Source organism: Streptomyces monomycini (assembly GCF_022271435.1).
GTDB classification, from domain to species: Bacteria; Actinomycetota; Actinomycetes; order Streptomycetales; family Streptomycetaceae; genus Streptomyces; species Streptomyces monomycini.
The window spans coordinates 16,587-30,809 of record NZ_JAFIQY010000033.1; the positions used below are offsets into that span (position 1 = coordinate 16,587).

Below are 14,223 nucleotides of genomic sequence, written 5' to 3' on the forward strand. Positions count from 1 at the left end.
CGGCCCGTGCGGCCGCGGCAGTGTCGTAGCAGTCGGTGTGAGGAAGGCGTCAGCCCCCATGGTGGAGATCAAGAACCCCGAGCAGATCGCGAAGATGCGCGAGGCGGGGCTGGTGGTCGCCGCCATCCACGCGGCCACCCGTGAGGTGGCGGTGCCCGGCGCCACCACCAAGGACCTGGACGACGCCGCGCGCAAGGTGCTGGCCGAGCACGGCGCCAAGTCGAACTTCCTCGGGTACGGCGGCTTCCCCGCGACGATCTGCACGTCGGTCAACGACGTCGTCGTCCACGGCATCCCCGACACCGAGACCGTGCTCGCCGACGGCGACATCATCTCCATCGACTGCGGCGCGATCATCGACGGCTGGCACGGCGACGCGGCCTACACCGCCTTCGTGGGCTCCGGTCACGCTCCGGAGCTGGTGGAGCTGAGCCGGGTGACCGAGGAGTCCATGTGGGCCGGCATCGCCGCCGTCCGCAAGGGCAACCGCCTGGTCGACATCTCCAAGGCGATCGAGGGCTACATCCGCCGCCAGCCGCGTCCGGCCAACGGCAAGTACGGCATCGTCGAGGACTACGGCGGCCACGGCATCGGCTCGCAGATGCACATGGACCCGCACCTGCTGAACTACGTCGACCGCAAGCGCGGCCGCGGTCCGAAGCTGGTCCCGGGCTTCTGCATCGCCATCGAGCCCATGGTCAACCTGGGTACGGCCAAGACCCACGTGCTGGAAGACGACTGGACGGTCAAGTCGAACGACGGCAGCTGGTCCTCGCACTGGGAGCACTCGGTCGCGCTGACCGAGCAGGGCCCGCTGGTGCTGACCGCGCCCGACGGCGGCAAGGCGAAACTGGCCGAGCTGGGCATCGAGGCGGCGCCCGACCCGCTGGCCTGAGGCCCGCACCCGGCCGGCGGTACGGGCCGGACCCGAGGCGTAACGATCACTGTCCGTGGGCAATAATCGTGGATTCGTCTTTTCGGGAACGCTGACGTAGACTGACGCGTCGGCTGTCGTGCATCCGTGTGCCTGTTTGCCGGGTACGCGTCCCGCACGTAGTCGATCAAGGTAGCCGATTCGAAGGGCGAAGCGTGGCCAAGAAGCAAGGTGCCATCGAAATCGAGGGCACCGTGATCGAGTCCCTCCCGAACGCGATGTTCAAGGTGGAGCTTCAGAACGGTCACAAGGTCCTCGCGCACATCAGCGGCAAGATGCGGATGCACTACATCCGCATCCTTCCGGATGACCGGGTCGTCGTGGAGCTGTCTCCCTACGACCTGACGCGTGGCCGGATCGTCTACCGCTACAAGTAGATCTTGTCGACGCCCCCTTCTGCGGGGTGGCGGCACTGACCCGGAGAACCTCACACCCATGAAGGTCAAGCCGAGCGTCAAGAAGATCTGCGACAAGTGCAAGGTGATCCGCCGCCACGGCCGGGTCATGGTGATCTGCGACAACCTGCGCCACAAGCAGCGCCAGGGCTGACGCACGCCGACCTCTCTGCATTTCGCAGTATCTTCGCGCGACGCATACGCACAGTAATACGTACATACGCAGACACCCGACCTCTCGTGCCCGCCCCCAGGGCGCACGCAGGGGACGACACCCCCGGCTCGGAGGCCGGGGACCCGGCTCGTAATGCTCCAGAGTCTTACGGGAACGGTGCTGCGGAAGACCTCCGAATACCTCAGGAGCCAATCCATGGCACGCCTCGCAGGCGTTGATCTCCCGCGCGACAAGCGCGTCGAGGTCGCCCTCACCTACGTCTTCGGCATCGGGCGCACCCTGTCGCAGCAGACCCTCGCCGCCACCGGCGTGAACCCGGACACCCGCGTTCGCGACCTGGCCGAGGAAGACCTGGTCAAGATCCGCGAGTACGTGGACAACAACCTCAAGACCGAGGGTGACCTCCGTCGCGAGATCCAGGCCGACATCCGCCGCAAGGTCGAGATCGGCTGCTACCAGGGTCTGCGTCACCGCCGCGGCCTGCCGGTGCACGGTCAGCGCACCAGCACGAACGCCCGTACCCGCAAGGGCCCGCGTCGCGCGATCGCCGGCAAGAAGAAGCCGGGCAAGAAGTAGTCCTCAGCGGACGCTCATCAGCGGTCTTCGCTGTAGGACCGACCACCTCCACCGGGAGTAATACATGCCTCCGAAGGGCCGTACGGCCGGCGCCAAGAAGGTGCGCCGCAAGGAGAAGAAGAACGTCGCCCACGGGCACGCTCACATCAAGAGCACGTTCAACAACACCATCGTCTCGATCACCGACCCCACGGGCAACGTGATCTCCTGGGCCTCGGCGGGCCACGTGGGCTTCAAGGGCTCGCGCAAGTCCACGCCGTTCGCCGCGCAGATGGCTGCCGAGTCGGCCGCCCGCCGCGCGCAGGAGCACGGCATGCGCAAGGTCGACGTCTTCGTCAAGGGTCCCGGCTCCGGCCGTGAGACCGCGATCCGCTCGCTCCAGGCCACCGGCCTGGAGGTCGGCTCGATCCAGGACGTCACCCCCACGCCGCACAACGGCTGCCGTCCCCCCAAGCGTCGTCGCGTCTGACGTCGCGCGGCCTGTAAGGGCCGCAGCCTGTCGGTCCGCGCTCCGGCGCGGCCCGGCACCGGGCACTTTTCGGGCGGTACGCCGCGACTCCTGGGAGCCGCGCCGTGCCGCCCGTACCCTTGTAGACACCGCCGGGCCACCGTCCGGCGCAGCTGGCATCAAATAGCGGGTGCCATGACTGGAAGGCGAAACACCTCATGCTGATCGCTCAGCGTCCCTCGCTGACCGAAGAGGTCGTCGACGAATACCGCTCGCGGTTCGTGATCGAGCCGCTGGAGCCGGGCTTCGGCTACACCCTCGGCAACTCCCTGCGTCGTACGCTCCTCTCCTCGATCCCGGGTGCGGCGGTCACGTCCATCCGCATCGACGGTGTCCTGCACGAGTTCACCACCGTGCCGGGCGTCAAGGAGGACGTCACCGACCTCATCCTGAACATCAAGCAGCTGGTCGTCTCCTCGGAGCACGACGAGCCCGTCGTGATGTACCTGCGCAAGCAGGGCCCCGGCCTGGTCACCGCCGCGGACATCGCCCCGCCGGCCGGTGTCGAGGTGCACAACCCCGACCTGGTCCTCGCCACCCTCAACGGCAAGGGCAAGCTGGAGATGGAGCTGACCGTCGAGCGCGGTCGCGGCTACGTCTCCGCCGTGCAGAACAAGCAGGTCGGCCAGGAGATCGGCCGTATCCCGGTCGACTCCATCTACAGCCCCGTGCTGAAGGTCACCTACAAGGTCGAGGCGACCCGTGTCGAGCAGCGCACCGACTTCGACAAGCTGATCGTCGACGTCGAGACCAAGCAGGCCATGCGTCCGCGTGACGCCATGGCGTCGGCCGGCAAGACCCTGGTCGAGCTGTTCGGTCTGGCGCGCGAGCTGAACATCGACGCCGAGGGCATCGACATGGGCCCGTCCCCCACGGACGCCGCCCTGGCCGCCGACCTGGCGCTGCCGATCGAGGAGCTGGAGCTCACCGTTCGGTCGTACAACTGCCTCAAGCGCGAGGGCATCCACTCCGTGGGTGAGCTCGTGGCCCGCTCCGAGGCCGACCTGCTCGACATCCGCAACTTCGGTGCGAAGTCGATCGACGAGGTCAAGGCGAAGCTGGCCGGCATGGGCCTGGCCCTGAAGGACTCGCCCCCCGGGTTCGACCCGACCGCCGCCGCCGACGCCTTCGGCGCCGACGACGACGCGGACGCCGGGTTCGTGGAGACCGAGCAGTACTGAGCCCGCCTGCGGCGGGCCGGCTGAAGTCGGCTGGCCCGCCGTGTTCGGGTGCAGGCTTGATCGGCCCTGAGGCCTCGTCCTCAAGCGCCGGACGGGCTTGATTTCGGCCGGGCTGGATGAATGAGCCTCGCCGAGACTGGAAGCGTCGGGGTAGCCCGGCCGCTTCCAGTGCGAACGATCTTCTACGTGGCGGCCGCCACGTGGGAACTGACACCGGTACCTGATACGGCCGGTGCAGCAATGAAGGAGAAATACCATGCCGAAGCCCGCCAAGGGTGCCCGTCTGGGCGGCAGCGCAGCGCACGAGCGTCTCATGCTGCGCAACCTGGCCACCGCGCTGTTCGAGCACGGCCGCATCACGACGACCGAGGCCAAGGCCCGTCGTCTGCGTCCGTACGCCGAGCGTCTGGTGACCAAGGCGAAGAAGGGTGACCTTCACAACCGTCGCCAGGTCATGCAGCTGATCTCGGACAAGAGCGTCGTGCACACGCTCTTCACGGAGATCGCCCCGCGCTTCGAGGAGCGCCCGGGTGGCTACACCCGCATCACCAAGATCGGCAACCGTCGTGGCGACAACGCCCCGATGGCCGTCATCGAGCTGGTCGAGGGCGAGATCGCCAAGAAGGCCACCGTTGCCGAGGCCGAGGCCGCTGCCAAGCGCGCGGTGAAGGAGTCCGACGAGGCCGCCAAGGCCGAGGACACCAAGGGCGAGGCCGCCGAGGCCCCGGCCGAGGAGTCGAAGGACGCCTGAGCCTGACACAGGCCGTAGGCCCTGTCGTCAAACTCCCGCCTCCCGCCCTTCGGGCGGACAACGGGAATGTGACGACAGGACCTAGGACGGGCCCGCTCCCCTCAGGGGGGCGGGCCCGTTCCGCTTGAGAGGATGCACGCGTGAGCGATGAAGTGGAGCCCGGGTTCGTACGGGTGCGGCTGGACCTTTCCTACGACGGGAAGGACTTCTCGGGCTGGGCGAAGCAGCGCGCGCGGCGCACGGTCCAGGAGGAGCTGGAGACCGCGCTGCGGACGGTGACGCGGTCGGCGGAGACGTACGAGCTGACGGTGGCGGGGCGGACGGACGCCGGGGTGCACGCGCGCGGGCAGGTGGCGCACGTGGACCTGCCGGCGGAGCTGTGGGCCGAGCACGCGGACAAGCTGCTGCGGCGGCTGGCCGGGCGGCTGCCGAAGGACGTACGGGTGTGGCGGGCGGCCGAGGCGCCGTACGGGTTCAACGCGCGGTTCTCGGCGATCTGGCGGCGGTACGCGTACCGGGTGACCGACCACCCGGGCGGCGTGGACCCGCTGCTGCGCGGCCATGTGCTGTGGCACGACTGGGACCTGGACGTCGACGCGATGAACGCGGCGTCGCAGGCGCTGCTGGGGGAGCACGACTTCGCGGCGTACTGCAAGCGGCGTGAGGGCGCGACGACGATCCGTACGCTCCAGACGCTGAGCTGGGTGCGGGACGCGGACGGGATCGTCACGGCGACGGTGAAGGCGGACGCGTTCTGCCACAACATGGTGCGCTCGCTGGTGGGCGCGCTGCTGTTCGTGGGGGACGGGCACCGGCCGGTGGAGTGGCCGGGCAAGGTGCTGGCGGCCGGGGTGCGGGACTCGGCGGTGCACGTCGTACGGCCGCACGGGCTGACGCTGGAAGAGGTCGGCTATCCGGCGGACGACCAGCTCATGGCCCGTAACAAGGAGGCGCGCAACAAGCGGACCCTGCCGGGGGGCGGCTGCTGCTGAGCCGCCCCCCGGGGGGGCGTCAGGACTGGGCGCGGGCGGCCTTGGCCGCCTGGTCCTTGCCCCGCTGCCAGATGCGGTTGAAGGCGTACTGGCCGCCGTCCCGCCCTATCTGGAGGGCCTGGGCGGACGCCTTGGTGACGGGCGAGCCGTCCAGGTTGCCGGCGATGGTGAAGTAGGCGTAGCGGCCGGTGGCGTTGGCGTACGTGGTGCAGGGCGAGCCCTGGCAGAAGGAGCCGACGCCGTCGCCTGCCAGCGGTGCGAGACCGGGCTTGTCGGCGGCCTTGACCTTGAACGCGGCGGCCTTGGAGTCGAAGACCGCGACGCCGACGGTGACCGCCACGCCGTCCTTGGCGTAGGTGGCGCGCAGCAGCTTCTTGCAGCCGTTGTGCTGGAGCAGCGAGCCGAGGGCGCCGTAGGTGCCGGCCGTGCAGTCGTCGGTGACGGCGGTGCTGTGCCGGGGGTAGCTGTTCTTGCCGAGCACCATGGCCTTGTCGGGGAAGAGGCCGGCGGGGGTGAGGGCGGCGGTGTCCTTCTTGGGGTCGGTGATGTAGTCCCGCGGGTTCGGCGGCGGGGGGACCGAGACCTCGGAGAAGGAGGGTTCGGGGGCGGCGGACTCGGACGGCAGGGTCACGGGGTGCGGCAGGTCGCCGCCCTTGTTGCTGGTGATGACGGCGGTGGCGACGATGCCGGCCACGGCCGCGGTCGCCAGCGCCCCGCCGCCGATCAGCAGCCATCGCTTGCGGCGGCCGCGCGCCTCGCTCTCGTCGGCGAGCGCGTCCCAGTCAGGAGTCGAAAAGTCCGGTCCCCCGGGGCCGAACGGCCCGCCATTCCCAAAGCTCATGCCGCGCATCCTAAACCGGTTGGTGGATCGCACGGCGGGCGGAGAGAATCCGGGGCTATGGGACACGTGGAGGCCGGGCATCTGGAGTACTACCTGCCGGACGGGCGGGTGCTGTTGGGCGACGTGTCCTTCAGGGTCGGCGAGGGGGCCTCGGTCGCCCTGGTCGGCGCCAACGGGGCGGGCAAGACGACGCTGCTGCGGCTGATCGCGGGGGAGCTGCAGCCGCACGGCGGCGCGGTGACGGTCAGTGGCGGGCTGGGGGTGATGCCGCAGTTCGTGGGGTCCGTACGGGATGAGCGCACCGTGCGTGACCTGCTGGTTTCGGTGGCGCAGCCGCGGCTCAGGGAGGCTGCCGCGGCCGTGGACGCCGCCGAGCACGCGGTGATGACCGTCGACGACGAGGCCGCGCAGATGGCGTACGCGCAGGCGCTCAGCGACTGGGCCGAGGCGCGCGGGTACGAGGCCGAGACGGTGTGGGACATGTGCACCATGGCCGCGCTGGGCGTCCCGTACGAGAAGGCGCAGTGGCGGCAGGTGCGCACGCTCAGTGGCGGCGAGCAGAAGCGGCTGGTGCTGGAGTCACTGCTGCGTGGCACCGACGAGGTGCTGCTGTTGGACGAGCCGGACAACTATCTGGACGTGCCGGGCAAGCGCTGGCTGGAGGAGCGGCTGCGCGAGACGAAGAAGACGGTGCTGTTCGTCAGCCACGACCGGGAGCTGCTGGCCCGCTCCGCCGAGAAGATCGTCAGCGTCGAGCCGGGGCCCGCCGGGTCGGACGTATGGGTGCACGGCGGTGGCTTCGGCACGTACCACGATGCCCGTAAGGAGCGCTTCGCGCGCTTCGAGGAGCTGCGGCGGCGCTGGGACGAGAAGCACGAGCAGCTGAAGAAGCTGGTGCGCAGTCTGCGGCAGGCGGCGGAGAACAGCCACGAGCTGGCCTCGCGGTACCACGCGGCCCAGACCCGGCTGCGCAAGTTCGAGGAGGCCGGGCCGCCCCCGGAGCCGCCGCGCGAGCAGGAGATCACCATGCGGCTGAAGGGTGGCCGTACCGGCGTACGGGCGGTGACCTGCGAGAACCTTGAGCTGACCGGGCTGATGAAGCCGTTCGACCTGGAGGTCTTCTACGGGGAGCGGGTCGCGGTGCTGGGGTCGAACGGCTCCGGGAAGTCGCACTTCCTGCGGCTGCTGGCGGGGGACCCCGAGAATCCGGTGGCGCACACGGGGACCTGGAAGCTGGGCGCCCGCGTCGTGCCCGGTCACTTCGCGCAGACCCACGCCCACCCGGAACTGGAGGGGCGCATCCTTCTGGACATCCTGTGGACGGAACACGCCAAGGACCGTGGCAAGGCGATGAGCGCGCTGCGCCGGTACGAGCTGGAGCGCCAGGCCGAGCAGCGCTTCGACCGGCTGTCCGGCGGCCAGCAGGCGCGTTTCCAGATCCTGCTGCTGGAGCTGGCGGGGACGACCGCCCTGCTGCTGGACGAGCCGACCGACAACCTCGACCTGGAGAGCGCGGAGGCGCTTCAGGAGGGGCTGGAGGCGTATGAGGGGACGGTGCTGGCGGTGACGCACGACCGCTGGTTCGCGCGGTCCTTCGACCGGTACCTGGTCTTCGGTTCGGACGGGCGGGTGCGGGAGACGACGGAGCCGGTGTGGGACGAGCGGAGAGTGGAGCGCAAGCGGTAGCGGGACGTCACCGCTTGGTTCCCGTCCGGTGGTGGGGCCGTGGGGGCGGCTCTTAGATGGACGCATGAGCACGGAGAAAACGGGCATAGCGGGTGCTGGCGAGGTCCGGGACGCGGTGCGGCCCGCGGACTCGCCGGTCGTCGGGTGGCTGCTCCGGCGGGCCCCGTGGCCCCTGTGGGCGGTGGCCGCCGCCCTGATGGGGGCGGTGATCTTCCATGTGCAGCGGCACAGCCCCACGGTCGGCATGGACAACGACTTCGTCGTGAAGGCGGCGCGGGCGCTGCTGGACGGTGACGCTCCGTATGCCGACAAGCGGTTCCTGTATCTGCCGAGCGCGGTGCTGGCCGCGGTGCCCGAGGCGCTGCTGTCCGCCGGGAAGCTGCGGCTGCTGGTGCCGGTGGTTGGGGTGGGGCTGGTGCTGCTGGGGTGGCTCGCCTCGCTGCGGATCTTCCGAATTCCCGTAGGGAGCCGGCTGGCGGCGCTCGGCGTGGTGGCCCTGGCGTTCTTCGAGCCGTTCCGCAACGTCGTGAACATCGGGAACTGGACGCTGGCCTCGGTGGCGGCGCTGCCCCTTGTGCTGCTGCTGGCGCTGCGCTCCCGGTGGACCGCCGCGGGCGCGGTCCTGGGGCTCGCGCTGGCGGTCAAGCCGATGCTGGCGCCGCTGCTGCTGCTCCTGGTCCTCGCGCGGCGGTGGCGGGCCCTCGCGGTGGCGGTGGCGGTGCCGGCCGTGGCGTCCGTACTGGCGGCGCTGGTGATGCCGCGCCCGGGCATGTTCTTCACCCGTACGCTGCCGTTCCTGCTGCATGGCCAGGACAGCTTCGCCCGCCCCTTCGACGCCTCGCCCGGGATGATCCTCACCCGGCTGGGCGTGCCCGAGACCGCGGCGTACGGAGTGGCCGCGGTCGCGGCGGTCGCGGGGACGGGCTGTGCGTGGCTGCGGTGGCGGCGCGGCGACCAGGGGGCGCAGCGGCTGGTGGAGACCGCCGCGATGCTGATGCTGGCGGCCTTCCTGGTGTCCCGGCCGTCCTTCGACCACTACCTGCTGGTGGTGCTGCCGCCGCTGGTCGCCTCCGTGGTGCTGCCGGGGTCGGCGGCCCGTACGGTCTGGTTCTGGATCGCCCTGGTGCCGCAGATCAGCGGGCTCTCCTGGCCGCACCTGGAGGGACTGCACCGGCGGGCCTTCAAGGACACGGTGATGCTGTGCACGGTGGCCGCCGTGCTGGCATGGACCTGCGTACGGCCGCGGGTACTGCGGGCGGTGGCTATCATGCCCATGGGGCCCGAGGGCACGGATCGTACGCCGGTTCGGGACGTGTTTTGACCCGGCTGGGGGCGGCCCGGTATTCTGCCAGTTCGTTATGCGTATTGGCTTGCTCTATCTCACGTGAGGGGCCCTTACGCCGGTCCACCGGGCCGATGACCAGCGGCAGGAACCCGGGTTGCGTCACCCGCGGTGCCGCCAGTGCTGGAGATCGACCGAGGTGACCAGTACAGGACCCTATTCACTGAAGAAGCGAAGGCTAACCGTGCGTACGTTCAGCCCCAAGCCCGGCGATGTCCAGCGCCAGTGGCACATCATTGACGCGCAGGACGTTGTCCTGGGCCGTCTGGCCTCCCAGGCCGCGTCCCTCCTGAGGGGCAAGCACAAGCCGGTGTACGCGCCGCACGTCGACACCGGTGACTTCGTCATCATCGTCAACGCCGACAAGGTGCACCTGTCCGGCAACAAGCGCAGCCAGAAGATGGCCTACCGCCACTCCGGCTTCCCGGGCGGTCTGCGCTCGGTGCGCTACGACGAGCTCCTCGAGAAGAACCCCGAGAAGGCCGTCGAGAAGGCCGTCAAGGGCATGCTCCCCAAGAACACCCTGGGCCGTCAGATGCTCTCGAAGCTGAAGGTCTACGCGGGCGCCGAGCACCCGCACGCTGCGCAGCAGCCGGTCCCGTTCGAGATCACCCAGGTCGCGCAGTAAGTCCGGCCACCCCCTAAGACGAAGAGAATCTGAGGAGAATCGTGGCTGAGACCACCCCCGAGACCCCGCTGGACGAGGTCGAGGAGTACACCACCGAGACCGAGGTTCCGCTGGAGGGTGAGTACACCTCCGAGTCGCTCGCGTCGCGCTTCGGTGACCCGCAGCCGGCCGCCGGCCTGGGCCGTCGCAAGAACGCCATCGCCCGCGTGCGGATCATCCCCGGCTCCGGCCAGTGGAAGATCAACGGCCGCACCCTTGAGGGTTACTTCCCGAACAAGGTGCACCAGCAGGAAGTCAACGAGCCCTTCAAGGTGCTCGAGCTCGACAACCGCTACGACGTGGTGGCCCGCATCTCCGGCGGCGGCATCTCCGGCCAGGCCGGTGCGCTGCGCCTGGGCGTGGCCCGTGCGCTGAACGAGGCGGACGAGGACAACAACCGCGGCCCGCTGAAGAAGGCCGGCTTCCTCAAGCGCGACGACCGTGCGGTCGAGCGCAAGAAGGCCGGTCTGAAGAAGGCCCGCAAGGCGCCGCAGTACAGCAAGCGCTAATTGCCGCTCGGCTGCTCGCGCAGCTCTTGGCGAACGCCCCGGTGGCACGATCCGTGCTGCCGGGGCGTTCGGCTATCCGGGACCAGCGGCGTATACCTGGACGCAATGCCCTGGTCCACGTACATCAACTCGGAGGACACCAGTGGGACGACTCTTCGGCACGGACGGTGTGCGCGGTGTCGCCAACGCGGATCTCACGGCGGAGCTGGCGCTCGGTCTGTCGGTCGCGGCGGCGCACGTGCTCGCGGAAGCCGGCACGTTTGCGGGGCATCGGCCGGTGGCCGTGGTCGGCCGCGATCCGCGGGCGTCGGGGGAGTTCCTGGAGGCCGCCGTGGTCGCGGGCCTGGCCAGCGCGGGTGTGGACGTCCTGCGGGTGGGTGTGCTGCCGACCCCGGCCGTGGCGTACCTGACCGGCTCGCTCGGCGCGGACCTGGGCGTGATGCTCTCCGCCAGCCACAACCCGATGCCCGACAACGGCATCAAGTTCTTCGCCCGCGGCGGCCACAAGCTTGCCGACGAGCTGGAGGACCGCATCGAGCGCACGTACCGCTCGCACAGCTCCGGCGAGCCGTGGGACCGGCCGACCGGCGCCGGCGTGGGCCGGGTCAAGGACTACGACCAGGGCTTTGACAACTACGTCGCGCACCTGGTGGGCGTACTGCCCAACCGCCTGGACGGCCTGAAGGTCGTCATCGACGGCGCGCACGGCGCGGCCTCCCGCGTCTCCCCGGAGGCGTTCGCGCGGGCCGGTGCCGAGGTCGTCACCATCGGCGCCGACCCCGACGGCCTGAACATCAACGACGACTGCGGCTCCACCCACCTGTCCGGCCTGTGCGCCGCGGTGGTCGAGCACGGCGCGGACCTCGGCGTGGCGCACGACGGCGACGCGGACCGCTGCCTGGCGGTGGACCGCGACGGCAACGAGATCGACGGCGACCAGATCCTGGCCGTCCTCGCCCTCGGGATGCGCGAGGCGGGCACGCTGCGCAAGGACACCGTCGTGGCGACCGTGATGTCCAACCTGGGCTTCAAGCTGGCCATGGAGCGCGAGGGCCTGACCTTCGTCCAGACGGCGGTCGGCGACCGGTACGTCCTGGAGGAGATGAAGGCCGGCGGCTTCGCGCTCGGCGGCGAGCAGTCCGGGCACGTCATCGCGCTGGACCACGCGACGACCGGCGACGGCACGCTCACCGGCCTGATGCTGGCCGCCCGCGTCGCGGCGACCGGCCGCCCGCTGAGCGAGCTGGCGGGCGTCATGCAGCGCCTGCCGCAGGTACTGGTCAACGTGCCGGACGTGGACAAGTCCCGGGTCGGCACGTCGCCGGAGGTCACCTCGGCCGTCGCGGAGGCGGAGCGCGAGCTGGGCACCACCGGCCGCGTCCTGCTGCGCCCCTCGGGCACGGAGCCGCTGGTGCGCGTCATGGTCGAGGCCGCCGACATCGAGCAGGCGGGGGCCGTGGCCGGCCGTCTGGCGGATGTGGTGAAGTCGGCGCTCGGCTGACACCGGCCGGTCAGCGCTGCCGCTGCCTGGCCCAGAAGAGCTTCTGGGCCAGCAGCGTCAGCGTGCCCGCGACGACGATGCCGGCCAGGTTCAGCAGGAGTTGTTCCGTGGAGCCCCACGCCTGCTTGTACGAGCGGTAGCCGAAGGCGACGGCGGCGTTGGCGGCGGCCGGGACGGTGGTGACCGAGATCGCCACGCCGACCAGCGCGCCGGACTTCGCCGAGGTCAGCGAGAGGACACCGGCGATTCCGGCGAGGACGGCGACCACGAACGAGAACCAGTCCGGCCGGTAGATGAAGTTCGTGTTCGGGCGGTCCGCCGTCAGCGCCCCGGCGTCGAAGAGCCCCACCGCGTCCATGAACAGGCTGAAGCCCACCGTCGCCGCCATCGCCACCGCGAAGCCCACGACCAGTGCCAGCAGGGAGCGCCAGGCCAGCCGGGGCGCGCGGCGCACCAGGGCGGTGCAGACGCCGGCCAGCGGGCCGAACTCCGGGCCGACGGCCATCGCGCCGACGATCAGGATCGCGTTGTCCAGCACCACGCCGCAGGCCGCGATCATCGTGGCGAGCGTCAGGAACGCCAGATAGGTGACGGAGAGCGTGGACTCCTCGTGGGTGGCGTCGGCCAGCGACTCCCACAGCACGGCGTCCGCGCCCTCGCCGGGCGCGTCCTTCTCCGCCGTGTCCGCGCGGGTGGACAGGGACAGGTCGATGTTCTCGACGGCGATCGAGCCGTCCCGGTCGATGCCGAGCGCCCGCAGCTCGTGCAGCAGGCCGTCAGCGGCCTCACGGGCCACGTCGCACAGGATCACGTCCCCGCGCGGTTCGCGCGCGGCGCCGGTCAGGACGGCGAGGTGGGTGGTGCCGACGGTGTTCTCCACCAGGTGCAGCACGGCCTGCGTACGGCAGGCGGGAACGATCATGCGCAGGTGCAGCACGGTGTACCTCTCGTGGAAGGCGGCGGATCGCCGTCGTCAGAGCTTGCGCAAGGACAGCCGCTGCACCTTGTGGTCGGGCCCCTTGCGCAGCACGAGGTTGGCACGGCCGCGGGTCGGTGCGACGTTCTGTTCCAGGTTGGGCTTGTTGACGGTGCGCCAGATCATCCGCGCATAGTCGAGGGCTTCCTCCTCGGAGACCTGGGTGTACTTGCGGAAGTACGAGAACGGGTTCTGGAAGGCGGTCTCGCGCAGTTTGCGGAACCGGCCCAGGTACCAGCGCTCGATGTCCTCCGTGCGGGCGTCCACGTACACCGAGAAGTCGAAGAAGTCCGCGAGGCCCAGGCGGGTGCGTCCGTCCTTGCCGGGCAGGGCGGGCTGGAGGACGTTCAGGCCCTCGACGATCAGGATGTCGGGCCGGTGCACGGTCAGCCGTTCGCCGGGCACGATGTCGTAGATCAGGTGGGAGTAGACCGGGGCGCTGACCTCGGCCTTCCCGGACTTCACATCGGCGACGAAGCGGGTCAGGGCGCGGCGGTCGTACGACTCGGGGAAGCCCTTGCGGGACATCAGGCCGCGGCGGTGCAGTTCGGCGTTGGGGAACAGGAAGCCGTCGGTGGTGACCAGTTCGACGCGCGGGTGCTCCGGCCAGCGGGCCAGCAGTGCCTGGAGGAGCCGGGCGGTGGTGGACTTGCCGACCGCCACGCTGCCCGCGACCCCTATGACGAACGGTGTGCCGGGCTGCGCGCCGTGGCCGCCGCCCGCGTCACCGAGGAAGGTGTTCAGCGCGCCGCGCAGGTTGCTGGAGGCGCCCACGTACAGGTTGAGCAGGCGGGACAGCGGGAGGTAGACGTCGCGTACCTCGTCCAGGTCGATCACGTCGCCCAGGCCGCGCAGCCGCTCGACCTCCTCGGCGGTCAGCGGCAGCGGGGTCTTCTCCCGCAGGGCGCTCCACTCGGCGCGCGTCAGGTCGACGTACGGCGAGCGCTCGGCGCGGCGGCGGTGCTGCGACTCGGTCGGCTCTGTGGTGAGGGGCACGCGCCCATTGTCCGCAGGCGCGGGGGCCGGTTCACCCCGGGGTGGGGTTGTGGCCGCCCGGTCCGCGTGTCGCGCGTACGGGGCACGGCGGTCCCGGGCGGCGCGCGTGGCGGCGGAGGGTGCGGGTCCGGTGCGCGGCGCCGTTGGCCGGATGGCGCGCGGGGCGGGCTCGCGCGGCCCCGTAGGCTGCCCT

16 protein-coding genes are annotated in these 14,223 nt (G+C 70.4%); 13 read left to right on the plus strand and 3 right to left on the minus strand.

Annotated elements, in window-relative coordinates; all coding sequences use genetic code 11:
* Positions 1-58 precede the first annotated feature (58 nt).
* From map to truA, 8 genes are all read left to right on the plus strand, one after another.
* Positions 59-895 (plus strand): type I methionyl aminopeptidase, encoded by an 837-nt coding sequence (gene map / locus JXZ78_RS29125; protein ID WP_030016976.1) that lies wholly within the window; start codon positions 59-61, stop codon positions 893-895.
* Between the two features lie 194 nt (positions 896-1,089).
* The gene (gene infA, locus JXZ78_RS29130) at positions 1,090-1,311 is read left to right on the plus strand and encodes a translation initiation factor IF-1 (RefSeq protein ID WP_003956442.1); all 222 of its coding nucleotides are present in this window, start codon (positions 1,090-1,092) and stop codon (positions 1,309-1,311) included.
* A gap of 58 nt (positions 1,312-1,369) precedes the next feature.
* The gene (rpmJ, locus tag JXZ78_RS29135; protein WP_003956441.1) at positions 1,370-1,483 is read left to right on the plus strand and encodes a 50S ribosomal protein L36; all 114 of its coding nucleotides are present in this window, start codon (positions 1,370-1,372) and stop codon (positions 1,481-1,483) included.
* A gap of 216 nt (positions 1,484-1,699) precedes the next feature.
* The gene (rpsM, locus tag JXZ78_RS29140) at positions 1,700-2,080 is read left to right on the plus strand and encodes a 30S ribosomal protein S13 (RefSeq protein ID WP_004571844.1); all 381 of its coding nucleotides are present in this window, start codon (positions 1,700-1,702) and stop codon (positions 2,078-2,080) included.
* 64 nt (positions 2,081-2,144) lie between these two features.
* On the plus strand, positions 2,145-2,549 hold the full coding sequence (gene rpsK / locus JXZ78_RS29145; protein WP_004571845.1) for a 30S ribosomal protein S11: 405 nt from the start codon (positions 2,145-2,147) through the stop codon (positions 2,547-2,549).
* A 197-nt stretch (positions 2,550-2,746) separates the two neighbouring features.
* Positions 2,747-3,769, plus strand: coding sequence for a DNA-directed RNA polymerase subunit alpha (locus JXZ78_RS29150; protein WP_003956430.1), 1,023 nt, complete (start codon positions 2,747-2,749; stop codon positions 3,767-3,769).
* Positions 3,770-4,025: 256 nt separating this feature from the next.
* Positions 4,026-4,520 (plus strand): 50S ribosomal protein L17, encoded by a 495-nt coding sequence (gene rplQ / locus JXZ78_RS29155; protein WP_030016975.1) that lies wholly within the window; start codon positions 4,026-4,028, stop codon positions 4,518-4,520.
* A 140-nt stretch (positions 4,521-4,660) separates the two neighbouring features.
* Positions 4,661-5,512 carry a tRNA pseudouridine(38-40) synthase TruA gene (gene truA, locus JXZ78_RS29160; protein ID WP_030016974.1) on the plus strand — a complete coding sequence of 284 codons (852 nt, stop codon included), beginning with the start codon at positions 4,661-4,663 and terminating at the stop codon, positions 5,510-5,512.
* Positions 5,513-5,531: 19 nt separating this feature from the next.
* On the opposite strand, the gene JXZ78_RS29165 is transcribed toward truA, so the two are convergent.
* The gene (locus tag JXZ78_RS29165; protein WP_030016973.1) at positions 5,532-6,353 is read right to left on the minus strand and encodes a hypothetical protein; all 822 of its coding nucleotides are present in this window, start codon (positions 6,351-6,353) and stop codon (positions 5,532-5,534) included.
* A 57-nt stretch (positions 6,354-6,410) separates the two neighbouring features.
* On the opposite strand from JXZ78_RS29165, the gene JXZ78_RS29170 reads away from it, so the two are divergent.
* The 5 genes from JXZ78_RS29170 to glmM all read left to right on the plus strand — a co-directional run bounded on the left by JXZ78_RS29170 (position 6,411) and on the right by glmM (position 12,058).
* Positions 6,411-8,039: an ABC-F family ATP-binding cassette domain-containing protein gene (locus JXZ78_RS29170; RefSeq protein WP_030016972.1), complete on the plus strand. Its 1,629-nt coding sequence runs from the start codon at positions 6,411-6,413 to the stop codon at positions 8,037-8,039.
* A 64-nt stretch (positions 8,040-8,103) separates the two neighbouring features.
* The gene (locus JXZ78_RS29175) at positions 8,104-9,360 is read left to right on the plus strand and encodes a glycosyltransferase 87 family protein (RefSeq protein WP_030016971.1); all 1,257 of its coding nucleotides are present in this window, start codon (positions 8,104-8,106) and stop codon (positions 9,358-9,360) included.
* 205 nt (positions 9,361-9,565) lie between these two features.
* A complete protein-coding gene (rplM, locus tag JXZ78_RS29180; RefSeq protein WP_030016970.1) occupies positions 9,566-10,009 on the plus strand; it encodes a 50S ribosomal protein L13 in 444 nt (147 codons plus the stop codon).
* A 41-nt stretch (positions 10,010-10,050) separates the two neighbouring features.
* On the plus strand, positions 10,051-10,557 hold the full coding sequence (rpsI, locus tag JXZ78_RS29185) for a 30S ribosomal protein S9 (protein ID WP_030016969.1): 507 nt from the start codon (positions 10,051-10,053) through the stop codon (positions 10,555-10,557).
* 142 nt (positions 10,558-10,699) lie between these two features.
* Positions 10,700-12,058: a phosphoglucosamine mutase gene (gene glmM, locus JXZ78_RS29190; protein WP_030016968.1), complete on the plus strand. Its 1,359-nt coding sequence runs from the start codon at positions 10,700-10,702 to the stop codon at positions 12,056-12,058.
* 10 nt (positions 12,059-12,068) lie between these two features.
* Here the strand turns inward: glmM and JXZ78_RS29195 are convergent, their stop codons facing one another.
* The gene (locus JXZ78_RS29195; protein WP_030016967.1) at positions 12,069-12,995 is read right to left on the minus strand and encodes a DUF389 domain-containing protein; all 927 of its coding nucleotides are present in this window, start codon (positions 12,993-12,995) and stop codon (positions 12,069-12,071) included.
* Positions 12,996-13,031: 36 nt separating this feature from the next.
* The gene (gene coaA / locus JXZ78_RS29200; RefSeq protein ID WP_030016966.1) at positions 13,032-14,030 is read right to left on the minus strand and encodes a type I pantothenate kinase; all 999 of its coding nucleotides are present in this window, start codon (positions 14,028-14,030) and stop codon (positions 13,032-13,034) included.
* Positions 14,031-14,223 lie beyond the last annotated feature (193 nt).

What these genes read in the sequence shown, in the direction of transcription:
- map (WP_030016976.1), top strand. Translation starts at nt 59, where the DNA reads ATGGTGGAGATCAAGAACCCCGAGCAGATCGCGAAGATGCGCGAGGCG.
- rpmJ (WP_003956441.1), top strand. Translation starts at nt 1,370, where the DNA reads ATGAAGGTCAAGCCGAGCGTCAAGAAGATCTGCGACAAGTGCAAGGTG.
- rpsM (WP_004571844.1), top strand. Translation starts at nt 1,700, where the DNA reads ATGGCACGCCTCGCAGGCGTTGATCTCCCGCGCGACAAGCGCGTCGAG.
- rpsK (WP_004571845.1), top strand. Translation starts at nt 2,145, where the DNA reads ATGCCTCCGAAGGGCCGTACGGCCGGCGCCAAGAAGGTGCGCCGCAAG.
- JXZ78_RS29150 (WP_003956430.1), top strand. Translation starts at nt 2,747, where the DNA reads ATGCTGATCGCTCAGCGTCCCTCGCTGACCGAAGAGGTCGTCGACGAA.
- rplQ (WP_030016975.1), top strand. Translation starts at nt 4,026, where the DNA reads ATGCCGAAGCCCGCCAAGGGTGCCCGTCTGGGCGGCAGCGCAGCGCAC.
- JXZ78_RS29165 (WP_030016973.1), bottom strand. Translation starts at nt 6,353, where the DNA reads ATGAGCTTTGGGAATGGCGGGCCGTTCGGCCCCGGGGGACCGGACTTT.
- JXZ78_RS29170 (WP_030016972.1), top strand. Translation starts at nt 6,411, where the DNA reads ATGGGACACGTGGAGGCCGGGCATCTGGAGTACTACCTGCCGGACGGG.
- JXZ78_RS29175 (WP_030016971.1), top strand. Translation starts at nt 8,104, where the DNA reads ATGAGCACGGAGAAAACGGGCATAGCGGGTGCTGGCGAGGTCCGGGAC.